The following is a 16,899-nucleotide window of genomic DNA, read 5'->3' as shown; positions in this document are numbered from 1 at the left end:
GCGAACAACGCATCGAGTGAACTAGAGGAGGGTGAATGAAACCGTTGAATTGCACGCGCCGGACGTTCGTGAAAAGCGCCGCGGTCACGGGCGCCGCGTTGGGGTTGACCTCGGCGACGCCGTTTTCGGCGCTCGCTCAAAGCGAGGCGCAGCCGGGGGGAGAGGTTCAGAAGATTCGGAGCCACTGCCGCGCATGCGGCAAGATGGAATGCGCCACGTGGGTGTGGGTGCAGGATGGCCGCGTCATCGACATCACAGGCGACGAAAGCGCCATCACGAGCCGCGGCAACCTGTGCGCCAAGGGAAAGTCGGCCACGCAGGCGCTGTACCATCCCGGCCGCGTCCGCTACCCGATGAAACGCACGAACCCGAAGGGCGAAGACCCCGGTTGGGTCCGCATCAGCTGGGACGAGGCCATCGAGGCGGGCGCGAAGGGCTTCCAGGAGTGCATGGACAAGTACGGCGGCCCCGCCATCAAGTCGCTGCACGGCACGAGCCGCATCACCAGCTACGGCTCCATGATGTTCGGCTACTACGTGGGCAGCCCCAACGGCGGCTGCACGGCGGGCCAGATATGCAAGGGCCCGCGCTGCGAGTCAGGTGCGATGACCTGCTTCCCGGCGCACTGGATCTCGCTCAACGACGGCGTCGAGGTGTTCTTCCAGTGGGGAACCAACCAGGAGGTGTCGAACTACGACAACGCGAACCGCGTGACCGTGGACGCCCAGGTGAACGCGCGGAAATCCATCTGCGTGGGGCCGCGTTTGCAGAACCTCGGCAAGGAGGCCGACATCAGGGTGCACCTGCGCCCCGGCACCGACGACGCGTTCGGCATGGGCATGCTCAACATCATCGTGAACGAGATGCAGTCGTTCGACGAGCTGTTCGCGAAGAAGTGGACGAACGGCCCCTTCCTGTACGTGGAGGAGCTGGCACCGAGCGGCTACACGTGGACGGCGACGCTGGAGAACCAGAGCTACCCGCTGAACATCGAGACGCGCCTGCTCAAGGAGTCGGACGTGCGCGAGGGCGGCAGCCCGAAGCGCTACATGGTGCAGGACGCGAAGAACGGGCGCCTGACCTACTTCGATGCTGAAACCGCGCTGTGGGAGGGCGAAAGCGAGTACGTCAAGCCCACGGAGATGACCAAGCACGGCGAAGGCTACCTTGTGGAGGACAACGGGTTCCAGGTGGACATCGACCCGGCCCTCGACGGCTCGTACGAGGTGGAGCTGAAGGACGGCCGCACGGTGCGCGCCACCCCCACGTTCCAGATGTTCCGCGACAAGCTGGCCGAGTGGACGCCCGAGAAAACCGCCGAGCACTGCTGGATCAGCGAAGACGTGCTGCGCGAGGCCGCCGAGGAATACGGCTGCAAGCTCATGCAGGGCGGCATCCAGTACCAGCTGCCGTTAGAGCATGCGGGCAACGCCGTCCAGTCGACGCGCATCCCGCTGATCCTCTCGGCGCTCATGGGCAACCTCGACACGCCCGGTGGCAACCGCGGCGGCGAGTCGGTGCACTACCTGTACAACGTGTTCATCAACTACGCCACGCCGTTCGGCGCGCCCCAGCAAGCTCCTGAGCTGCGTGCACGCGTCGCCGGCGGTGAGAAGTTCCCGCTGCTGCCGTACTTCCAGACCATCGGCGGCGCGGCGTTCCACCATGACCAGACCACCGCGACTGAGATGATCCTCACGGGCAACCCGTACCCCATCCGTGCGATGATCTCCTCCACGGGCACGCACCATCATTCGGGAAACGCGACGCGCAACTGGGAGGCGTTCAAGACGCTCGACTTCTACTGGGCGGCCGAGCTGTGGTTCTCGCCGACGGTGGAGCTTGCCGACGTCCTCGTGCCGGCCGCGCACTTCCTCGAGGTGGACAACCTGCGTATCTCGCAGGGCGCTGAGAGCGGTTTCGGCGCGCAGGTGGCTGCGGTGCCGCCGCTGGCCGAGGCGCGCTGGGACACCCCGCAGATCATCCAGATCACGAAGAAGATGGGCATCCCCTGGTGGCCGACGAGCGCCGAGGCCGCGCCGCCGTGGTGGCCGAAGGAGTGGCTCGAAACGCCCTGGCCGGACGAGCAGCAGGTGAACGAGTTGGCCATCTTCCATTCCACCCACGGCATGCAGATTCCCGGCCCCGACGGCGACAAGCTGGAATTCAAGGACTGGGACGATTTCAAGCAGCAGTACCAGGAGCATGGCCAGTGGGACCTGCGCAAGGTGAGCCCCATCGGCTACTACCGTCGCCACCTGCTGGGATTCATGCGCGCCGATGGCCTACCAGGTTGGGAGACGCCCACGACGAAGTTCGAGCTGTGGTCGACGATCCTCGAGTCGTACCATCTCGGCGAGCAGCTTCCGGTGGTGCGCGAGCCGCAGGAAAGCCCGTACTCCACGCCCGACGTGTACGAAGAGTACCCCATCGTTTTGACGTCGGGGCGGCGCATCCCCGTGTTCTTCCACAGCGAGGGCCGTCAGCAGCCGTATTGCCGCGAGCAGGCGGTGGTCCCGACGTTCCAGATCAACCCCGTCACCGCGGGCGAGCTGGGCATCGAGCAGGGCGACTGGTGCTGGATCGAGTCGCGTCGCGGCAAGATACGCCAGGTGGCCGATCTGTTCTACGGCATCGCGCCCGGCGTGGTGGAGGCGGATCACGGCTGGTGGTTCCCCGAGCTTCCGGCGCCGACGCACGGATGGGAGCTGTCGAACATCAATGCGCTGGTGGACGACCAGGCGCAAGACCCCATCAGCGGCGCGACGACGTTGCGCGGCTACCTGGTGAAGATCTACAAGGCGACGCCCGAGAACTGCCCGAACGGGATCGTGGTTCCCTGTGCGCCGGAAGACGGCACGCCCATCATCGTGGAGCCCGACGACCCGCGCCTGAAAGACTGGATGCCCGTGAAACCCGAGGAGGTGTGATATGACCCAGTACGCTATCGTCACGGACTTGAACCGCTGCGTATCGTGCCTGAACTGCTCGGTGTCGTGCAAGATGGTCAACGGCATCGCGCCGGGCGCGTTCTGGAACAAGGTGCTGCGCATCGGGCCGAACCCGACGCCGGGCGGCTCGGGGCAGTTTCCCGACGTGGAGATGTACTACTTGCCGGTGACCTGCCAGCACTGCAAAGATCCCGAGTGCGTGAAGGTGTGCCCGACCGGCGCCTCGCACAAGCTGGAGGACGGCACGGTGCAGATCGACAAGTCCAAGTGCATCGGCTGCCAGTTCTGCGCGATGTCGTGCCCCTACGGCGTGCGGTATTTGAACGAGGTCGAGCGCGTGGTGGAGAAATGCACCTTGTGCGAGCAGAAGATCGCCCAGGGAGAGCTGCCCGAATGCGTGCGGCAGTGCGGCGGGCGCGCCCGCTTCTTCGGCGATATGGAGAAGGGGATCGAGACGTTCGTCGGGCCTCCCGACAAGGACGGGCGGTTCCTCCCGATCACCGAGACGAGCAAGCCCTGGTCCGACGCGGACGTGCACCATCTGCCCGACGTGGGCAACAAGCCCTCGTACGTGTACATCCTGCGCAACCGCACGTGGCAGGGAAAGGAGGAGATGTAAATGGAACTGCAATGGCCTTTGATTGTGTTCACCACGCTGGTGGCGTGGAGCGCGGGGCTGTTCGGGACGCAGGCGCTGATGGCGGTGTTCGGGGTGGGGAAGAAGGCGCAGGTGCCGGCGTGGGTTTGCTCGGCGGTCTTGCTGGCGGCCGGCGGGATCGCGGTGTTCTTCCACCTGGAGCACTGGGAGCGGATCTTCAACGGGTTCGGGCATCTGACGAGCGGGATCACGCAGGAGCTCATCGCGATCGTGGTCTTGGCCGTGGCCGCCGTGGCCTACCTCGTGCTCATGCGCAAGTCCGACGACGGCGCGAGCGTGCCGAAGTGGCTGGCGTGGGTCTCCGTCGCGCTGTCGGTGGTGCTCGTGGCCGTCATGGCGCACTCGTACACCATGGCCGCGAGGCCGGCGTGGGAGTCCCCGCTGTGGATCCTCGCCGTGCTCGGCGAGTCCTGCATCCTGGGCCCCGCGACGTTCCTCTTCCTCATGGCCGCGGGCGGATCCGCCCCCATGGCTGCAGGGGGATCCGCAGGTCGACCCGCCGAGCGCGCAGTCGAAGCCGGGGAACCCTCTTCCGCCCCCATGGCTGCAGGGGAACCTGGGGAGCAACCCGCCGAGCGCACGGCCGACGTCGGGGCCCTCGCGGGCGGGACGGCGCTGGTCGGCGCAGCCCTCAACGCCGTAACGGCCCTCGCCTTCGCCGCCTTCCTCCAGCTCTCCGCCGGCTCCTTCGCCGACGTCGGCCTCTACTTCGACCCGACGCACCCGACGAATGCCATGGCCGACGCAGCCGCGACGGTGGGCTCCCAGGCCCCGCTCCTGTGGCTCGGTGTCGTCGCCGTCGGCGCTCTCGTGCCCCTGGTCGCCGCCTTCATGGGCAGGCGCACGAATAACTGGAAGCTCTGGGCCCCGGTCGCCATCGTCGCCGCCCTGGCGGGCGCGGTGTGCATGCGCGTCGCCTTCTACAACCTGGGGCTCTCGGTATTCATGTTCTACTAGGATTCAGGGCGTGTGTCAAAACCTCCGTCCCCTTGACACACGTCCCCTTGACACACGTTCAACCTGGGGCTCAGCGTGTTCATGTTCCACTAGCCCCCCCGTCATCCTGAACGGGGGCCGAAGGCCGAAGCCGAAGGATCCCGTGCGGTGCCAACCGGAAACGTCACGGCTAGCGCCGCACGGGATCCAACGAACACGCTCCGCTCGCTCAGGATGACAAAGGCCTCCAGCCCTCCTCGAGCGCGATTCGTCTCCCCAAACCCCCTTGCAAACGACGGATCGCTCTCGAGGAGGGCCGGGCCCCTTCCGTCCCCAAGCATTCCTCCCCGAAAACCGGATTCGACGCCCCTTCTGCAACTTTTTCGACTTTGTGGCAAGCTCGCTCCCGAAGCCGGTTCTCTCATCAGGGGCTTTACTGCCGCATGAAAACGCGTCGTCGGAAGCCGGCAGCAACGTACGGAGAAACCCCTGGTCGGTTTTCTTCCCGCTTGCCACGAAGTCGAAAAAGTTGCAGAACCAGGTGTGATCTTGGCAGATCGAGCCCACGAACCCCTAGTTCACGTTTTGCGTGCATCATGGCGCCTGCGCTGGCGTGCTCGTTTTCTGACGATTCTCCGGGCTGTGCCGGGTGCGGCTCCTACAAGGGGTTCTCCTCCTCGTTAAAAAGGTCGATGATCTCTTGGCGGCTGTGTACGCCGAGCTTCTGGTAGATGTTGCGGGTGTGATAGTTCACCGTACCGGAGGCGATGCAGAGGTCTTCCTGGATGCGCGCCGAGCTGCGTCCCTCGGCGAGCAGGGCGAACACGTCGCGCTCGCGCTCGGAAAGCTGAAAGCGCTCGACCAGCTCGTCGAGCCGCTGGTCGCGCGACGGTTGCAGCGGGGCGGCTTCGACCTCGTCCCGCGCGCCGGACTCTCCCGCAAACGTCGGCAGGCGAAGCGCGCCCTTGTTGTTGACGAGGTAACCCACTACCAGCGCGAGCAGTAACAACTCCGATGCCGCGAACAGGCAGACGCCGGCCAGCTGCAACATGACGGCCGTGTCGCCTGCGAGCGCAATCCGCTCGCCGATGAGCGCACCGGCCAAGTCGGACAGCGCGAGTGTCGTGCGTCCGATCATGAACGTTTTCGCCGGAGACCGATCGGTCGCGTGGGCGTACAGCACGGTGCCGAACAGCAACAGCAGCTCGAACGCGATGTTTCCGACGGGGTAGAACGTGTCGGCGGGCGATTTCGCGGAGAGCTGCGCGAACGGCAGCAAGACCAGCACGAGCACCAGGAGCGGTGCCAGAAACAGCGCGGGAAAGCCGCGCCGGTCGGCCAAAAAGATGGCGGTGCCTACGAACCCCAGCACCAACACGGCTGCGACCAGGTAGAACAGCAGCCCGTAGTTCGCTCCGGTGATTTCGAACGAGGGCAGCAGCGCCACGGTGAACCCGATGAGCGCCACGAGCGCGACGAGGGGCGCGTACTGCAGCGGCCGGCTCGCGCGGCCCTTCTCGAGGCGTTTGCGCCCGACGCTGCTCGCCTGCGACCGCTGGTAGCGTCGGGCGAACTGCAAGGAGGCGCCGGAGCACAGCGGCAGCAGCACCAGCAGCGCCAAGCGCAGCTCGTGCGGCAAATAGCCGACGCTGACGCAGATGGCGACGATCGCAGCGAGGATGGTGGGGAAGTTGGCGATGATGATGCGCGACGTGGTGTTGCCGAACACCGATGCCCAGCGTGCGGCGATCACGCCCGATCCCATGCCGGTCAGGATGCCGCCAAGGACGACGAGCGCCAGTGACGGCATCCCAAGGTGAATGCAGTACAGCAGCGTGCCGATTGCCGTGACGAGAGGCGCGACGACAACCCCCGTTTTCCCCTCGCAAAGGCGCATGAACATTTTGGTGCGCAAGGCGCCGAAGCAAAGCGTGACGGCCAGAGCGATGGCCGACGACAGGTAGATGGCATCGGTCGAGCCCATGCCCCCAAAGGGCTGGTTCGTGTCGGCGGCGTTGCTGTAGAACAGCAGGAACAGCCAGGAGAGGTGAAAGACGAATCCCAGCAGGTCGGGTCGGATCGTCTGCAGAGGCGACAGGGGATCGAAAACCTGGTTTTGATCCCCTGAACTGGTTTGATTGTCGTTCCCCATACGCCTGCTCCCCCTCGTGCCCATACGTTTCTTATGGGCTGATTACGGGCCGTTTCGCGCCAAAACCGTAAGAAACGCTCGTGGCGCCCGCTTACCCGGCCTGCCTATTATAGCCTCGCTCGCCGCTCGATCAATGTGATGCGGACGAGCCCGAGAGGACGAGGCAAGGAGGAAGTATGGTGAAATCGCTTTTGACGCGGCGTAGCTTCGTGAAGCTCGCAGCCGTCGTCGGGGCGGCTGCGGGGCTTGCGGCGACGCCGCATCAGGCCCTCGCCGAAACCGGGGGAGGCGGCGCGGCGGCGGCCGGCGTCAAGGTGGTGCGCACGTGCTGCCGCGCCTGCGGCAAGAACGAGTGCGGCGTGCTGGTGACCGTGCAGAACGGGCGCGCCGTGAAGGTGGAGGGCGATGCCGAGACGGCGTTCCATTCGATGGGGAACTGCTGCACGAAGTCGCAGTCGTCCATCCAGGCGGCGTACCATCCCGACCGTCTGTACCACCCGATGAAGCGCACGAACCCCAAAACCGAGACGGATCCCGGCTGGGTGCGCATCTCGTGGGACGAGGCGTACGCGACCATCGCCGAGAAGTTCCAGGAGCTCAAAGACAAGTACGGCGGCGAGTCGATGTTCTTCATGGGCGGCACGTCGCGCATCTGGACGCAGCACGCGTACGCCGGCTGGCTCCAGCTGGTGGAAAGCCCGAACGCCGTCACCGCCTGGCAGATCTGCAAGGGCCCGCGCCACATGGCGACCCAGATGCAGTCGGAGTTCGCCTACTCGTGGATGGCCACCAGCGACCGCCCGCGCGTGTTCGTGCAGTGGGGCACCGCCACCGAGATATCGAACTACGACGAGAGCTGCCGAACCACCGTCGATCTGGCGAACACGGCCGACGAGTACTTCTCGATCGACCCGCGCCGCACGGGGCTCAATCACGAAGCCGACACCTGGGCGCACCTCCGCCCCGGTACCGACGGAGCGCTCGCGTTGTCGTGGGCGAACGTGATCATCGAGAACAACCTGTTTAAGGACTTGTTCGTGAAGCGCTGGACCGATGCGCCCTTCCTCGTGGTGGATGGCATGGAGCCTTCCGGAGGCGCGCTGGTGAACATGATCGCCTGGTCGGAGCTCAAGCCCATGCGCACGCGCCTTCTGAAAGAGGGCGACGTGAAAGAGGGCGGGAGCATGGCCCGCTACCTGGTGTGGGACGAGTTGGCCGGCACCGACGGCGACCATCCGCTGCACGACAACGACCCCACCGGGCACCTGACTTACTTCGACGCCGAAACCGGCCTGTGGGAGGGAGAGCCCGACGAGGTGTGGAGCGAGTTCTACGACAATCCGCAGCCGAACCTGCCGAAGGGCACCGTTCCTGGCCGCATCGCGAAGGAGAGCCCCTTCAACCCTGAGATCGATCCGGCGTTGCGCGGCACGTTCGACGTGGTGCTGGCCGACGGCGCCACGTACAAGGCGCGTCCGGTGTGGGATCATTTCGCCGAATACGCCCAGAACTTCACGCCGGAGAAGGCCGCTGAAATCACCGGAGTCGCCGCCGAGGTCATCGAGCGCATGGCGAAGACGTGGGCCACGCCCCTCGACCCCGCTACCGGTTACGGCAACGGCGGCTTGCAGTACGGGCTGGCCCCCGAGCACGCGTGCAACGCCATCCAGAACAACCGCATCTTCGACACGCTCGTGGGCATGACGGGCAACTGGGATACGCCGGCAGGCAATCGCGGTCCCACGTGCGGCATGTTCTCGGGTGCAGAGGATGCCCAACCTACGATTGTGACCGGGCATTTCGAGGGCATCGACTGGTCGATCTTCCATGACAAGATCCTCGGGCACGATAAGATTCCCGCGCTGTCGTGGTGGCAGCAGTGGGCCGATGCGAACGCGGTGCAGGACGCCATCCTCACGGGCGACCCCTACCCGGTGCGCGGCGGTCTGTGCGAGGCGTCGGGTTTCATGAACCAGGGCAATTCGACGAAGTATTGGGAAGCTCTGAACGCGCTCGACTTCTTCGTGGTGCAGGATCTGTGGAAGACGCCCGCGGCCGGCGCGGCCGACATCCTGCTGCCGGTATATCACTGGCTGGAAGTGGACTGCCCCCGCATATCGCAGGGTTCGACGGGCGCCCAAGGCGCGAACTGCCGGGCCATCGAGCCGCCGGCCGATTGCCGTTTCGACGTGGATATCGTCACCGACGTGTACAAGGCCATGGGCGTTCCCTACGCCGATGACCCGGTGTCGTTCGGTCTGCCCGAAGGCTGCGTGTACCCCACGAGCGAGCAGCTGTTCGACAAGTGCGTGGCGCCGATGGGCATGACCTGGGCCGAGTACAAGGAAGCGTTCCAGGAGCATGGCTGGTGGGATTGCCGCGAGATCGCGCCCGAGACGTGGGGCACGTACCGCCGTTACGAGACGGGCATGTGTTCCAAGCCGAGCTTGGTCACGCCGGCGGGCAATCCGATGAAGGGCATGTCCACCCCCACCCGCAAGATGGAAATCTGGTCCACGGCACTTGAGACGTACGAGCCCGATGGCCGGTTCAACCTGCCGACGTGGGAGCCGGCCATCCTCAACGAGCAGGGCGATCCCTCCGTCGCGCAGGAGTGGCCTTTCCTCATGACCACCGGTCGCCGCATCCCCGTGTACTTTCACTCCGAGCATCGCCAGCTGCCGTGGTGCCGCGAACTGTGGCCTGCGCCGCGCATGGAGATCAACCCGGACGATGCTAAGGAGCTGGGCATCGAGCAGGGCGATTGGGTGTGGATCGAGAGCCCCAAGGGCAAGGTTCGTCAGACGGCCGACCTGTACTACGGCATCGAGCCGGGCGTGGTCAACGCCGAGCATCAGTGGTGGTTCCCCGAGCTGAACCAAGCGGGAGGCGGTTTCGATCTGTGCACCATCAACTGCCTGGTGGATGGGGATGTGCAGGATCCCGTTTGCGGCGCGTCCTACCTGCGTGCGTACAACGTGAAGGTGTACAAGGCCACGCCCGAGAACTCGCCGTTCGGCAACCCCGTACCCTGCGGCGAGGACGGCACGCCCATCATCTACGACTCGTCCGACGAACGCCTGAAAGCGTGGATGCCCAACTATGAGATTCGAGAGGAGGCGTAGCCATGACTCAGTATGCGATCGTCACCGACGTGAACCGCTGTGTGGGCTGCCTTGCCTGTTCGGTGGCGTGCAAGGTGGTCAACGGCGTGCCGGTGGGCAGCTTCTGGAACAAGACGCTGCGCATCACCAACCCCTCGGCCGAGGGCTGGAACTGGCCCGACGTGGACAACTACTACGTAACTGTGTCGTGCCAGCACTGCGCCGACCCCGAGTGCGTGAAGGTGTGCCCGACGGGCGCCTCGCACAAGCTGGAGGACGGAACCGTGCAGATCGACAAGTCGAAGTGCATCGGCTGCCAGTTCTGCGCCATGTCGTGCCCGTACGGGGTGCGGTATTTGAACGAGGAGGAGCGCGTCGTGGAGAAGTGCACGCTGTGCGAGCAGAAGATCGCCCAGGGCGAGCTGCCGCAGTGCGTGAGCCAGTGCGGCGGTATGGCCCGCTGGTTCGGCGATGTGGAGCAGGGTCTTGAGTCGTTCAAGGGCGCTCGCGGCGAGACGCTGGGAGCGTTTTGCGAGCCCTTCGAGGAAGCCGATGTGCATATGCTGCCCGACGTGGGAAATGGGCCACAGGGCCGGTTCATCCTGCGTCGCATGACCTGGATGGGAGGCGGTGAATGATGGAACTGCAATGGCCTTTGATTATCTTTACCACCCTGGTTGCCTGGTCGGCGGGGCTGTTCGGGACGCAGGCGCTGATGGCCGTGTTCGGGGTGGGGAAGCGGGCGCAGGTGCCGGCGTGGGTTGCGTCGGCGGTGCTGCTGGCGGCGGGCGGGATCGCGGTGTTCTTCCACCTGGAGCACTGGGAGCGGATCTTCAACGGTTTCGGGCATTTGACGAGCGGGATCACGCAGGAGCTGATCGCGATCGTGGTGCTTGCCGTGGCGGCCGTGGCCTACCTCGTGCTCATGCGCAAGTCCGACGACGGCGCGAGCGTGCCGAAGTGGCTGGCCTGGGTCTCCGTCGCGCTGTCGGTGGTGCTGGTCACCGTGATGGCGCACAGCTACACCATGGCCGCCCGCCCCGCCTGGGACTCGGCCCTCTGGATCCTCTACGTCCTCGGCAACGCCTGCGTCCTGGGCCCCGCGACGTTCGCCCTCCTCTCCGCCTTGGCTGCAGGGGGACCCGCAGGTCAGCCCGCCGAGCGCGCAGCCGACGCCGGGGCCCCCGCAGGTAAGACGGCCCTGATAGGCGCAGCCGCCAACGCCCTCGCAACCCTCGCCTTCGCCGCCTTCCTCCAGCTCTCCGCCGGCTCCTTCGCCGACGTCGGCCTCTACTTCGACCCGACGCACCCCACCAAGGCCATGGCCGACGCCGCCGCGACGGTCGCCTCCCAGGCCCCGCTCCTGTGGCTCGGCGCGGTCGCCGTCGGCGCGATCGTGCCGACGGCCGCCGCGTTCCTCGGCAAGCGCACGGGGAACTGGAGGCTCTGGGCCCCGGTCGCGATAGCCGCCGCCCTCGTCGGCGCCGTCTGCATGCGCGTCGCCTTCTACAACCTGGGCCTCAGCGTGTTCATGTTCTACTAGCGCATCCCCCGGGTCGCGCCTGCGGAGGCGCCGCCAACGAAGCAAGCCCCTCCTCATGCGCACGGGGAGGGGCCCCTGCGCGCGACCCTCCCCGGCCCTCCTCGAGCGCGATTCGTCTCCCCATACCCCCTTGCAAACGACGGATCGCCCTCGAGGAGGGCCGGGGCCGGGCTCCCGAGCGTGTTCCGGCCCTCCTCCTGCGACTTTTTCGACTTCGTGGCAAGCGCGCTCCCGAAGCCGGTTCTCCCATCAGGCGTTTCGCAAGCGCGAGAAAGCGCGCCGGCGGAAGCCGGCGGCCACGCGCGGGAGAAACCCCTGGTCGGCTTTCTCTCCGCTTGCCACGAAGTCGAAAAAGTCGCAGAAACCGCCGCGATTCCTGCTCGCGACGACGACGGCCGAATGCCGTTGGACCTCGAGCGGCCGCCTCGCGGCCGCTTTGCTTACGCGGCTTCTTCCTCCGCCCCTTCCACCAGGTCCATCAGCTCTTGCTGGGTGTGGATGTCGAGCTTTTTGTAGATGTGGCGCATGTGGGTGCGGGCGGTGCCCTCGGAGATGTAGAGCTGCTCCTGGATGTAGGCGGCGTTGCGGCCTTTCGCCAGCAGGAACAGGACTTCCGTCTCCTTCTTCGACAGGAGGTAGCGGTTCGCCACCAGCTCGCACTTGCGTTTGAACCGGCCGGCGCGCGCCTTCTCGGGCGACTCGGCGTGCTCGCGCCCGCGGAGCATCTCGCCTGCCGGGTTGTCCGATTCGCCCACGATGAGGGCGCGCAGCTCGCTGCCGCGCGGCAGGGCGCCGAAGCCGAAGATGATGCACGCGAACACGACGATCAGCGTGTTCGCCGGATTGGTTGCGGAGTCGAGCGCGGGGATGGCGAGGGAGGCCGTCATCCCGATGAGCGCGCCCAGCGCGAGCGCCCCGCGCCCGAATCCGAACACCACGAACGACGTCAGGCGGAAACGCTGGGTGATGTCGGCGTAGCTCACCCACATGGTGCCCTCGAACAGGAGGTAGCACAGCAGCAGCGCGAACGTGGTGAAGGGCGTCGCGTCGGCGATGAAGTAGACCGCGACCAGCGCGATCGCGATGAGGGGCAGCAGGGGGCGGAACATGAAGTTGATGTGCTGGCGCTGCGTCAGCATGACGGCGATCATGAGCGCGCACGCCGTGAGCGCGGCCGCCCCGATGCAGACGATCTGCGTTCCCAAGCCTCCGACCAGGTGCATGTCGGCGATGGCCTGCGTGCGCACGGCGCCCAGCGCGAACCCGAACAGCAGGCTGGGCGCGCACAGGCGCAGCGCGAACGGGGTTTTCCTCACCTTGAGCGTGATGGCGGCGAACTCGAGCTTGTCGACGAGCACGGTGCTGCACCGGTAGAGGCACCAGCATTCGAGGAACGGGATGAGGGCCGCGGCCAGGGCTCCCAGCGGATGGAGCAGGTCGAGGTTCGACACGGCCGTGTACAGCGCGATGCCCGCCACCAGCGAGAGCGCCGTGCTGGTGACGATGGTGGCGATGTCGCACTGCCCGAACGACACGCCGTAGCTCATCAGGAGGATGGCCGAGCCGATGCCGGTGGTCGCGCCTCCCGCCGCGAGTGCGGCGATTCCCAGCGGCGTCCCGACGTCCGCCAAGCACATGAGCAGCGTGCCGGCGAAGCCGAGCGTCGCGCCGACGAATCGGATGCGCGCGCGGCGCCGCTGCGTGGCGAACAGGCGGCGGTACGCGCGCGACAGCACGCCGTAGCTCAGCAGCGTCATGACGAAGAACACGAGCGACACGGGATGGAAGAGCCCGGCCGGCACCGCCGGATCGGCCGCGTTCCAGAAGAACAGCTGCTGGCCGTTGAACATCGTGAGGTAGACCCACGCCCAGTGGGCGCCGAAGCCGACGATGAGCGTCGGCGACAGCTTCCCCAACGAGAACCCCTCGTCCTCGCGCACCTCCAGTTTGAGCCGCGGAAGCTTGATTTCCATCAGGTACCCGCTTTCCCCCTCGTCTGCGAACCCTCGCCGTCCATCATACTGCACCGTCGTCGGGTTGCTGCTCCGCGCCTGCCACCTTTCCCCTTTGTTGATGGCTGTTTCCTGGGGTTTTGCGAAAAATCATAGCCACGGTATGATGCCCTGCCGCCCCGCCTCGACGCAAAATCATAGCGCTGCTGGGAGGGTGTACCCGCCTTCGCCGCCTAGGATGGCTCCATCGTTTCAGGTATGAAGCGAGAGACGAGAAAGGAAGGTGGGGATCAATGGCTCAGCTCACGCTCACGCGCCGCAGCTTCATGAAGGCGATGGCGGTCACCGGTGCCGCTGCATCGCTCACGGCGGTCGCCGAGCCGATGCAGGCGCTCGCCGAGGGCGTCGATGCCGATGCGGGGGAAGTCAAACGCGTTCGTTCGTGCTGCCGCGCCTGCGGCAAGGTGGAGTGCGGCGTTTGGGTAACCGTGCGCGACGGCAAGGTCGTCAAGGTGGAGGGCGACGAGTCCGCGCCGCAAAGCCGCGGGCACTGCTGCTCGAAGTCGCAGTCGTCGATGCAGGCGCTGTACCATCCCGACCGCCTTCGCTTCCCGGTGAAGCGCACGAACCCCAAGGGCGAGGACGATCCCGGTTGGGTGCGCATCACGCTGGACGAGGCGTTCGAGATATGCGGCGAGAAGCTCAAGGAAGTGAAGGAGAAGTACGGCGGAGAGTCCATCTTCGTGATGTGCGGCACGTCGCGCGTGTGGTCGCTCGGGCCCTACCAGGGCATGAAGCAGCTGTTCGGCACGCCGAACGCGCACTTGGCCTACCAGGTGTGCAAGGGCCCGCGCCACTTCGGCGGCATCATGACCGACGAGATGGGGTCGCCGTGGATGGAGGTGGAGGCCGAGCCCAGCGTGTACGTGCAATGGGGCACGGCATGCGAGTACTCCAACTACGACTCCACGAACCGCACCATCACCGACGTCGCGCACCGCGCGTCGAAGCACATCGTGGTGGACCCGCGCGTCACGCCGCTGGGCAAGGAAGCCGACATCTGGCTGCCGCTGCGCCCCGGCACCGACGGCGCGCTGGCGCTGTCGTGGCTCAACTGGGTCATCGAGAACGAGGCCTACGACGACACCATGGTGCGCCGCTGGTCGAACGCGTCGTTCCTCTACGTGGACGACAAGGCCGAGCTCACCGAAGGCTGGCTGGTCGAGGGCAACGGCGGCATCAACATGAAGACGAAGCTGCTGACCGAGGCCGACCTCAAGGAGGACGGCAAGTACCAGCGTTTCATCGTGTGGGACGAGGCGAACGAGCGCCTGACGTACTGGGACGCCGAGCTGGGCATGTGGGAGGGCGAGGAGCATCGCATCCCCACCACCGGCACGTGGATCGAGCATCCGTACAAGCCGCTCGTGGCCGACGCGTGGCTGCCCGACCAGTCGACGTTCGCCGATCCGGCCACCGAGCCCGACCGCTTCCCCGACGGCTCGGACGCCTGCAACCCCAAGGGCTTGCCGAAGCGTCCGGCGCTGCTTCCCGGCGAGGTGGAGGTGACGCTCAAGGACGGCTCCGTGCATCAGGCGCGCACCGTATGGGACGCGTTCCGCCAGATGACAGGCGAGTACACGCTGGAGAAGACCGAGGAGGTCACCGGCGTTCCGGCCGCGAAGAACGAGGAAGCCGTGCGCGCCTGGGCCACCCGCATCAACCCGCTGCACGGCAACGGCGGCATCCACTTCCAGCTGGCCACCGACCAGAACGGCAACTCCATCCAGAACGTGCGCGCGCTGCAGATCCTGTCGTGCATCACCGGCAACTCCGACGAGCCGGCCGGCAACCGCGGCTCGTCGAAGGCGCAGTTCGACGGCAACCCCGGACGCTCCAACATGCAGGCCGGCGCGCCGTACGGCGACGAGGCCAAGACGTGGGACGGCCGCGACGTCGACCTCGAGGGGCTCGCCGCGAAGATGCAGGATTTCGTGCAGTACCTCATCGACAACGACTCGCCTTTGGCCGAGCGCTACGGCAACAAGGTGCCCAGCCATGAGGAAGCCCTCGTCATCGCCCAGCGCATGGGCGGCGCGTTTCGCACGTCGCAGGCGTGGCCGAACCCCAAGACCGTGTTCGAGCGCCAGGCCAACGAGGTTGACGCCGAGCGCTTCCCGCTCAACCGCTACTGGGCGCGCTGGGCGGATGCGAACTCCATCTGGGACGGCTGCCTCGACAACGACGTGCCGTACCAGCTGCATGCGGGCGTGTGCCAGTCGGGCGACTTCATGAACATGGGCAACATCGACGTGGCGTGGGAAGCCATGACGAAGCTCGACTTCTTCACCGACATCAACCTGTGGTTCTGCCCGAACAACGGCAACGCCGACGTCATCTTCCCGTGCTATCACTGGCTGGAAGTGGACACGACGCGCGTCAGCCAGGGCGCCGGCGGGTTCTTCGGCTGCGGGTGCGCCGCCGTCGAGGCGCCGGGCGAGTGCATCTACGACCCCGACTGGAACGTGGGCATGTACAAGGCCATGGGCGTGCCGTGGAACACGAAGGACGAGTCGGCCGAGCCGTCCGAGATCCTCAACTTCGGCGAGAAGACCGACTACCGTTGGCCGAACCGCAGCCGCGTGCTCAAGGACAACGTGGACGCGTGGAAGACGGCCGAGTTCCCCGACGGACCCACCTGGGAGCAGGCGAAAGAGCACTTCCAGAAGAACGGCTGGATGGATTGCCGCACGTGGCATCCCGAGCGGTGGGGCACGTACCGCCGCCACGAGATGGGCTGGCGTCGTCAGCAGGGCGGCTTCAACCTGTACCCGCTCGTGGACGATCATCCGGGCTTCATGACGCCGTCGGGCCTCATCGAGATCTGGTCGCTCGTGTGCGAGGCGTACCTGGGCGACGAGGACAAGTTCCCCGTGTACCGCGAGCCCACGAACTCGCCGGTGACCACGCCCGAGTACTTCGACGCCGCGAAGGTCGCCGACATCGACGAGTCGAAGATCCGCAACGCCGACTATCCCGCCAGCTTGCAGGAGCACGCCGACGCGACGTTCCTCATGACCACGGGTGCGCGCCAGCCGGTGTACTTCCACTCCGAGCATCGTCAGCTGCCGTGGTGCCGCGAGCTGTGGCCCGCGCCGCGGCTGGAGATGAACCCGAACGACGCCGCGCGTCTGGGGCTCGAGCAGGGCGATTGGGTGTGGATCGAGAGCCCATGGGGCAAGGTGCGCGAGGTGCTGGATCTGTACTACGGCATCAGCAAGGGCGTGGTGAACGCGAACCACGCGTGGTGGTTCCCCGAGATGGACACGGCCAGCCACGGCTACGAGCTGGTGAACATCAACTGCGTGATGGACCCGTACGGCCAGGACGTGGTGTGCGGCGCGGCCACGATGCGCTCGGTTCCCGTGCTGGTGTACAAGGCGACCGAGGAGAACTCGCCGTTCGGCAACCCGGTTCCGTGCGACCCGCAGGGCAACCCGTGCATCTGCGATGCGGGCGACCCGCGGTTGAAAGAATGGATGGGAACGGGGCTGCGGTCCCGCGTCGAAGGCGAAGAAGCGTGGACCGGAGAGGGGGCGTAAA

General features: G+C 66.2%; 9 protein-coding genes. 7 read left to right on the top strand and 2 right to left on the bottom strand.

Translation table 11 applies throughout. From position 1 onward, the window contains the following. Positions 1-35 precede the first annotated feature (35 nt). The 3 genes from H8S61_RS05290 to H8S61_RS05280 are packed head-to-tail and all read left to right on the top strand — an operon-like array spanning position 36 to position 4,566. Complete coding sequence (locus H8S61_RS05290; RefSeq protein ID WP_186938220.1) at positions 36-2,930, top strand: molybdopterin-containing oxidoreductase family protein; 2,895 nt, start codon at positions 36-38, stop codon at positions 2,928-2,930. A gap of 1 nt (position 2,931) precedes the next feature. Beyond that, on the top strand, positions 2,932-3,570 hold the full coding sequence (locus H8S61_RS05285) for a 4Fe-4S dicluster domain-containing protein (protein WP_186938219.1): 639 nt from the start codon (positions 2,932-2,934) through the stop codon (positions 3,568-3,570). Continuing rightward, entirely contained in the window at positions 3,571-4,566 is a 996-nt protein-coding gene (locus tag H8S61_RS05280) for a DmsC/YnfH family molybdoenzyme membrane anchor subunit (RefSeq protein ID WP_186938218.1), read from the top strand. A 637-nt stretch (positions 4,567-5,203) separates the two neighbouring features. On the opposite strand, the gene H8S61_RS05275 is transcribed toward H8S61_RS05280, so the two are convergent. Continuing rightward, a complete protein-coding gene (locus H8S61_RS05275) occupies positions 5,204-6,697 on the bottom strand; it encodes a helix-turn-helix transcriptional regulator (protein ID WP_186938217.1) in 1,494 nt (497 codons plus the stop codon). Between the two features lie 176 nt (positions 6,698-6,873). Between H8S61_RS05275 and H8S61_RS05270 the strand changes: the two genes are divergently transcribed. Genes H8S61_RS05270 through H8S61_RS05260 form a run of 3 tightly spaced genes read left to right on the top strand, consistent with a single transcriptional unit; the run spans position 6,874 to position 11,344 of the window. After that, positions 6,874-9,822, top strand: a complete 2,949-nt coding sequence (locus H8S61_RS05270) for a molybdopterin-containing oxidoreductase family protein (protein WP_186938216.1) — start codon at positions 6,874-6,876, stop codon at positions 9,820-9,822. Positions 9,823-9,824: 2 nt separating this feature from the next. Beyond that, positions 9,825-10,439 carry a 4Fe-4S dicluster domain-containing protein gene (locus tag H8S61_RS05265; protein ID WP_186938215.1) on the top strand — a complete coding sequence of 205 codons (615 nt, stop codon included), beginning with the start codon at positions 9,825-9,827 and terminating at the stop codon, positions 10,437-10,439. After that, on the top strand, positions 10,439-11,344 hold the full coding sequence (locus H8S61_RS05260) for a dimethyl sulfoxide reductase anchor subunit family protein (protein ID WP_186938532.1): 906 nt from the start codon (positions 10,439-10,441) through the stop codon (positions 11,342-11,344). Before H8S61_RS05265 ends, H8S61_RS05260 begins: the two co-directional genes overlap by 1 nt. A gap of 440 nt (positions 11,345-11,784) precedes the next feature. Here the strand turns inward: H8S61_RS05260 and H8S61_RS05255 are convergent, their stop codons facing one another. After that, positions 11,785-13,317: a response regulator transcription factor gene (locus H8S61_RS05255; protein WP_186938214.1), complete on the bottom strand. Its 1,533-nt coding sequence runs from the start codon at positions 13,315-13,317 to the stop codon at positions 11,785-11,787. A 272-nt stretch (positions 13,318-13,589) separates the two neighbouring features. Here H8S61_RS05255 and H8S61_RS05250 point away from each other — a divergent pair, with 272 nt between their 5' ends. Next, positions 13,590-16,898, top strand: coding sequence for a molybdopterin dinucleotide binding domain-containing protein (locus H8S61_RS05250; RefSeq protein WP_186938213.1), 3,309 nt, complete (start codon positions 13,590-13,592; stop codon positions 16,896-16,898). Position 16,899 lies beyond the last annotated feature (1 nt).

The organism is Eggerthella hominis (assembly GCF_014287365.1).
In the GTDB taxonomy this organism is placed as follows: Bacteria; Actinomycetota; Coriobacteriia; order Coriobacteriales; family Eggerthellaceae; genus Eggerthella; species Eggerthella guodeyinii.
This window is presented reverse-complemented; position numbering and strand designations above follow the sequence as displayed.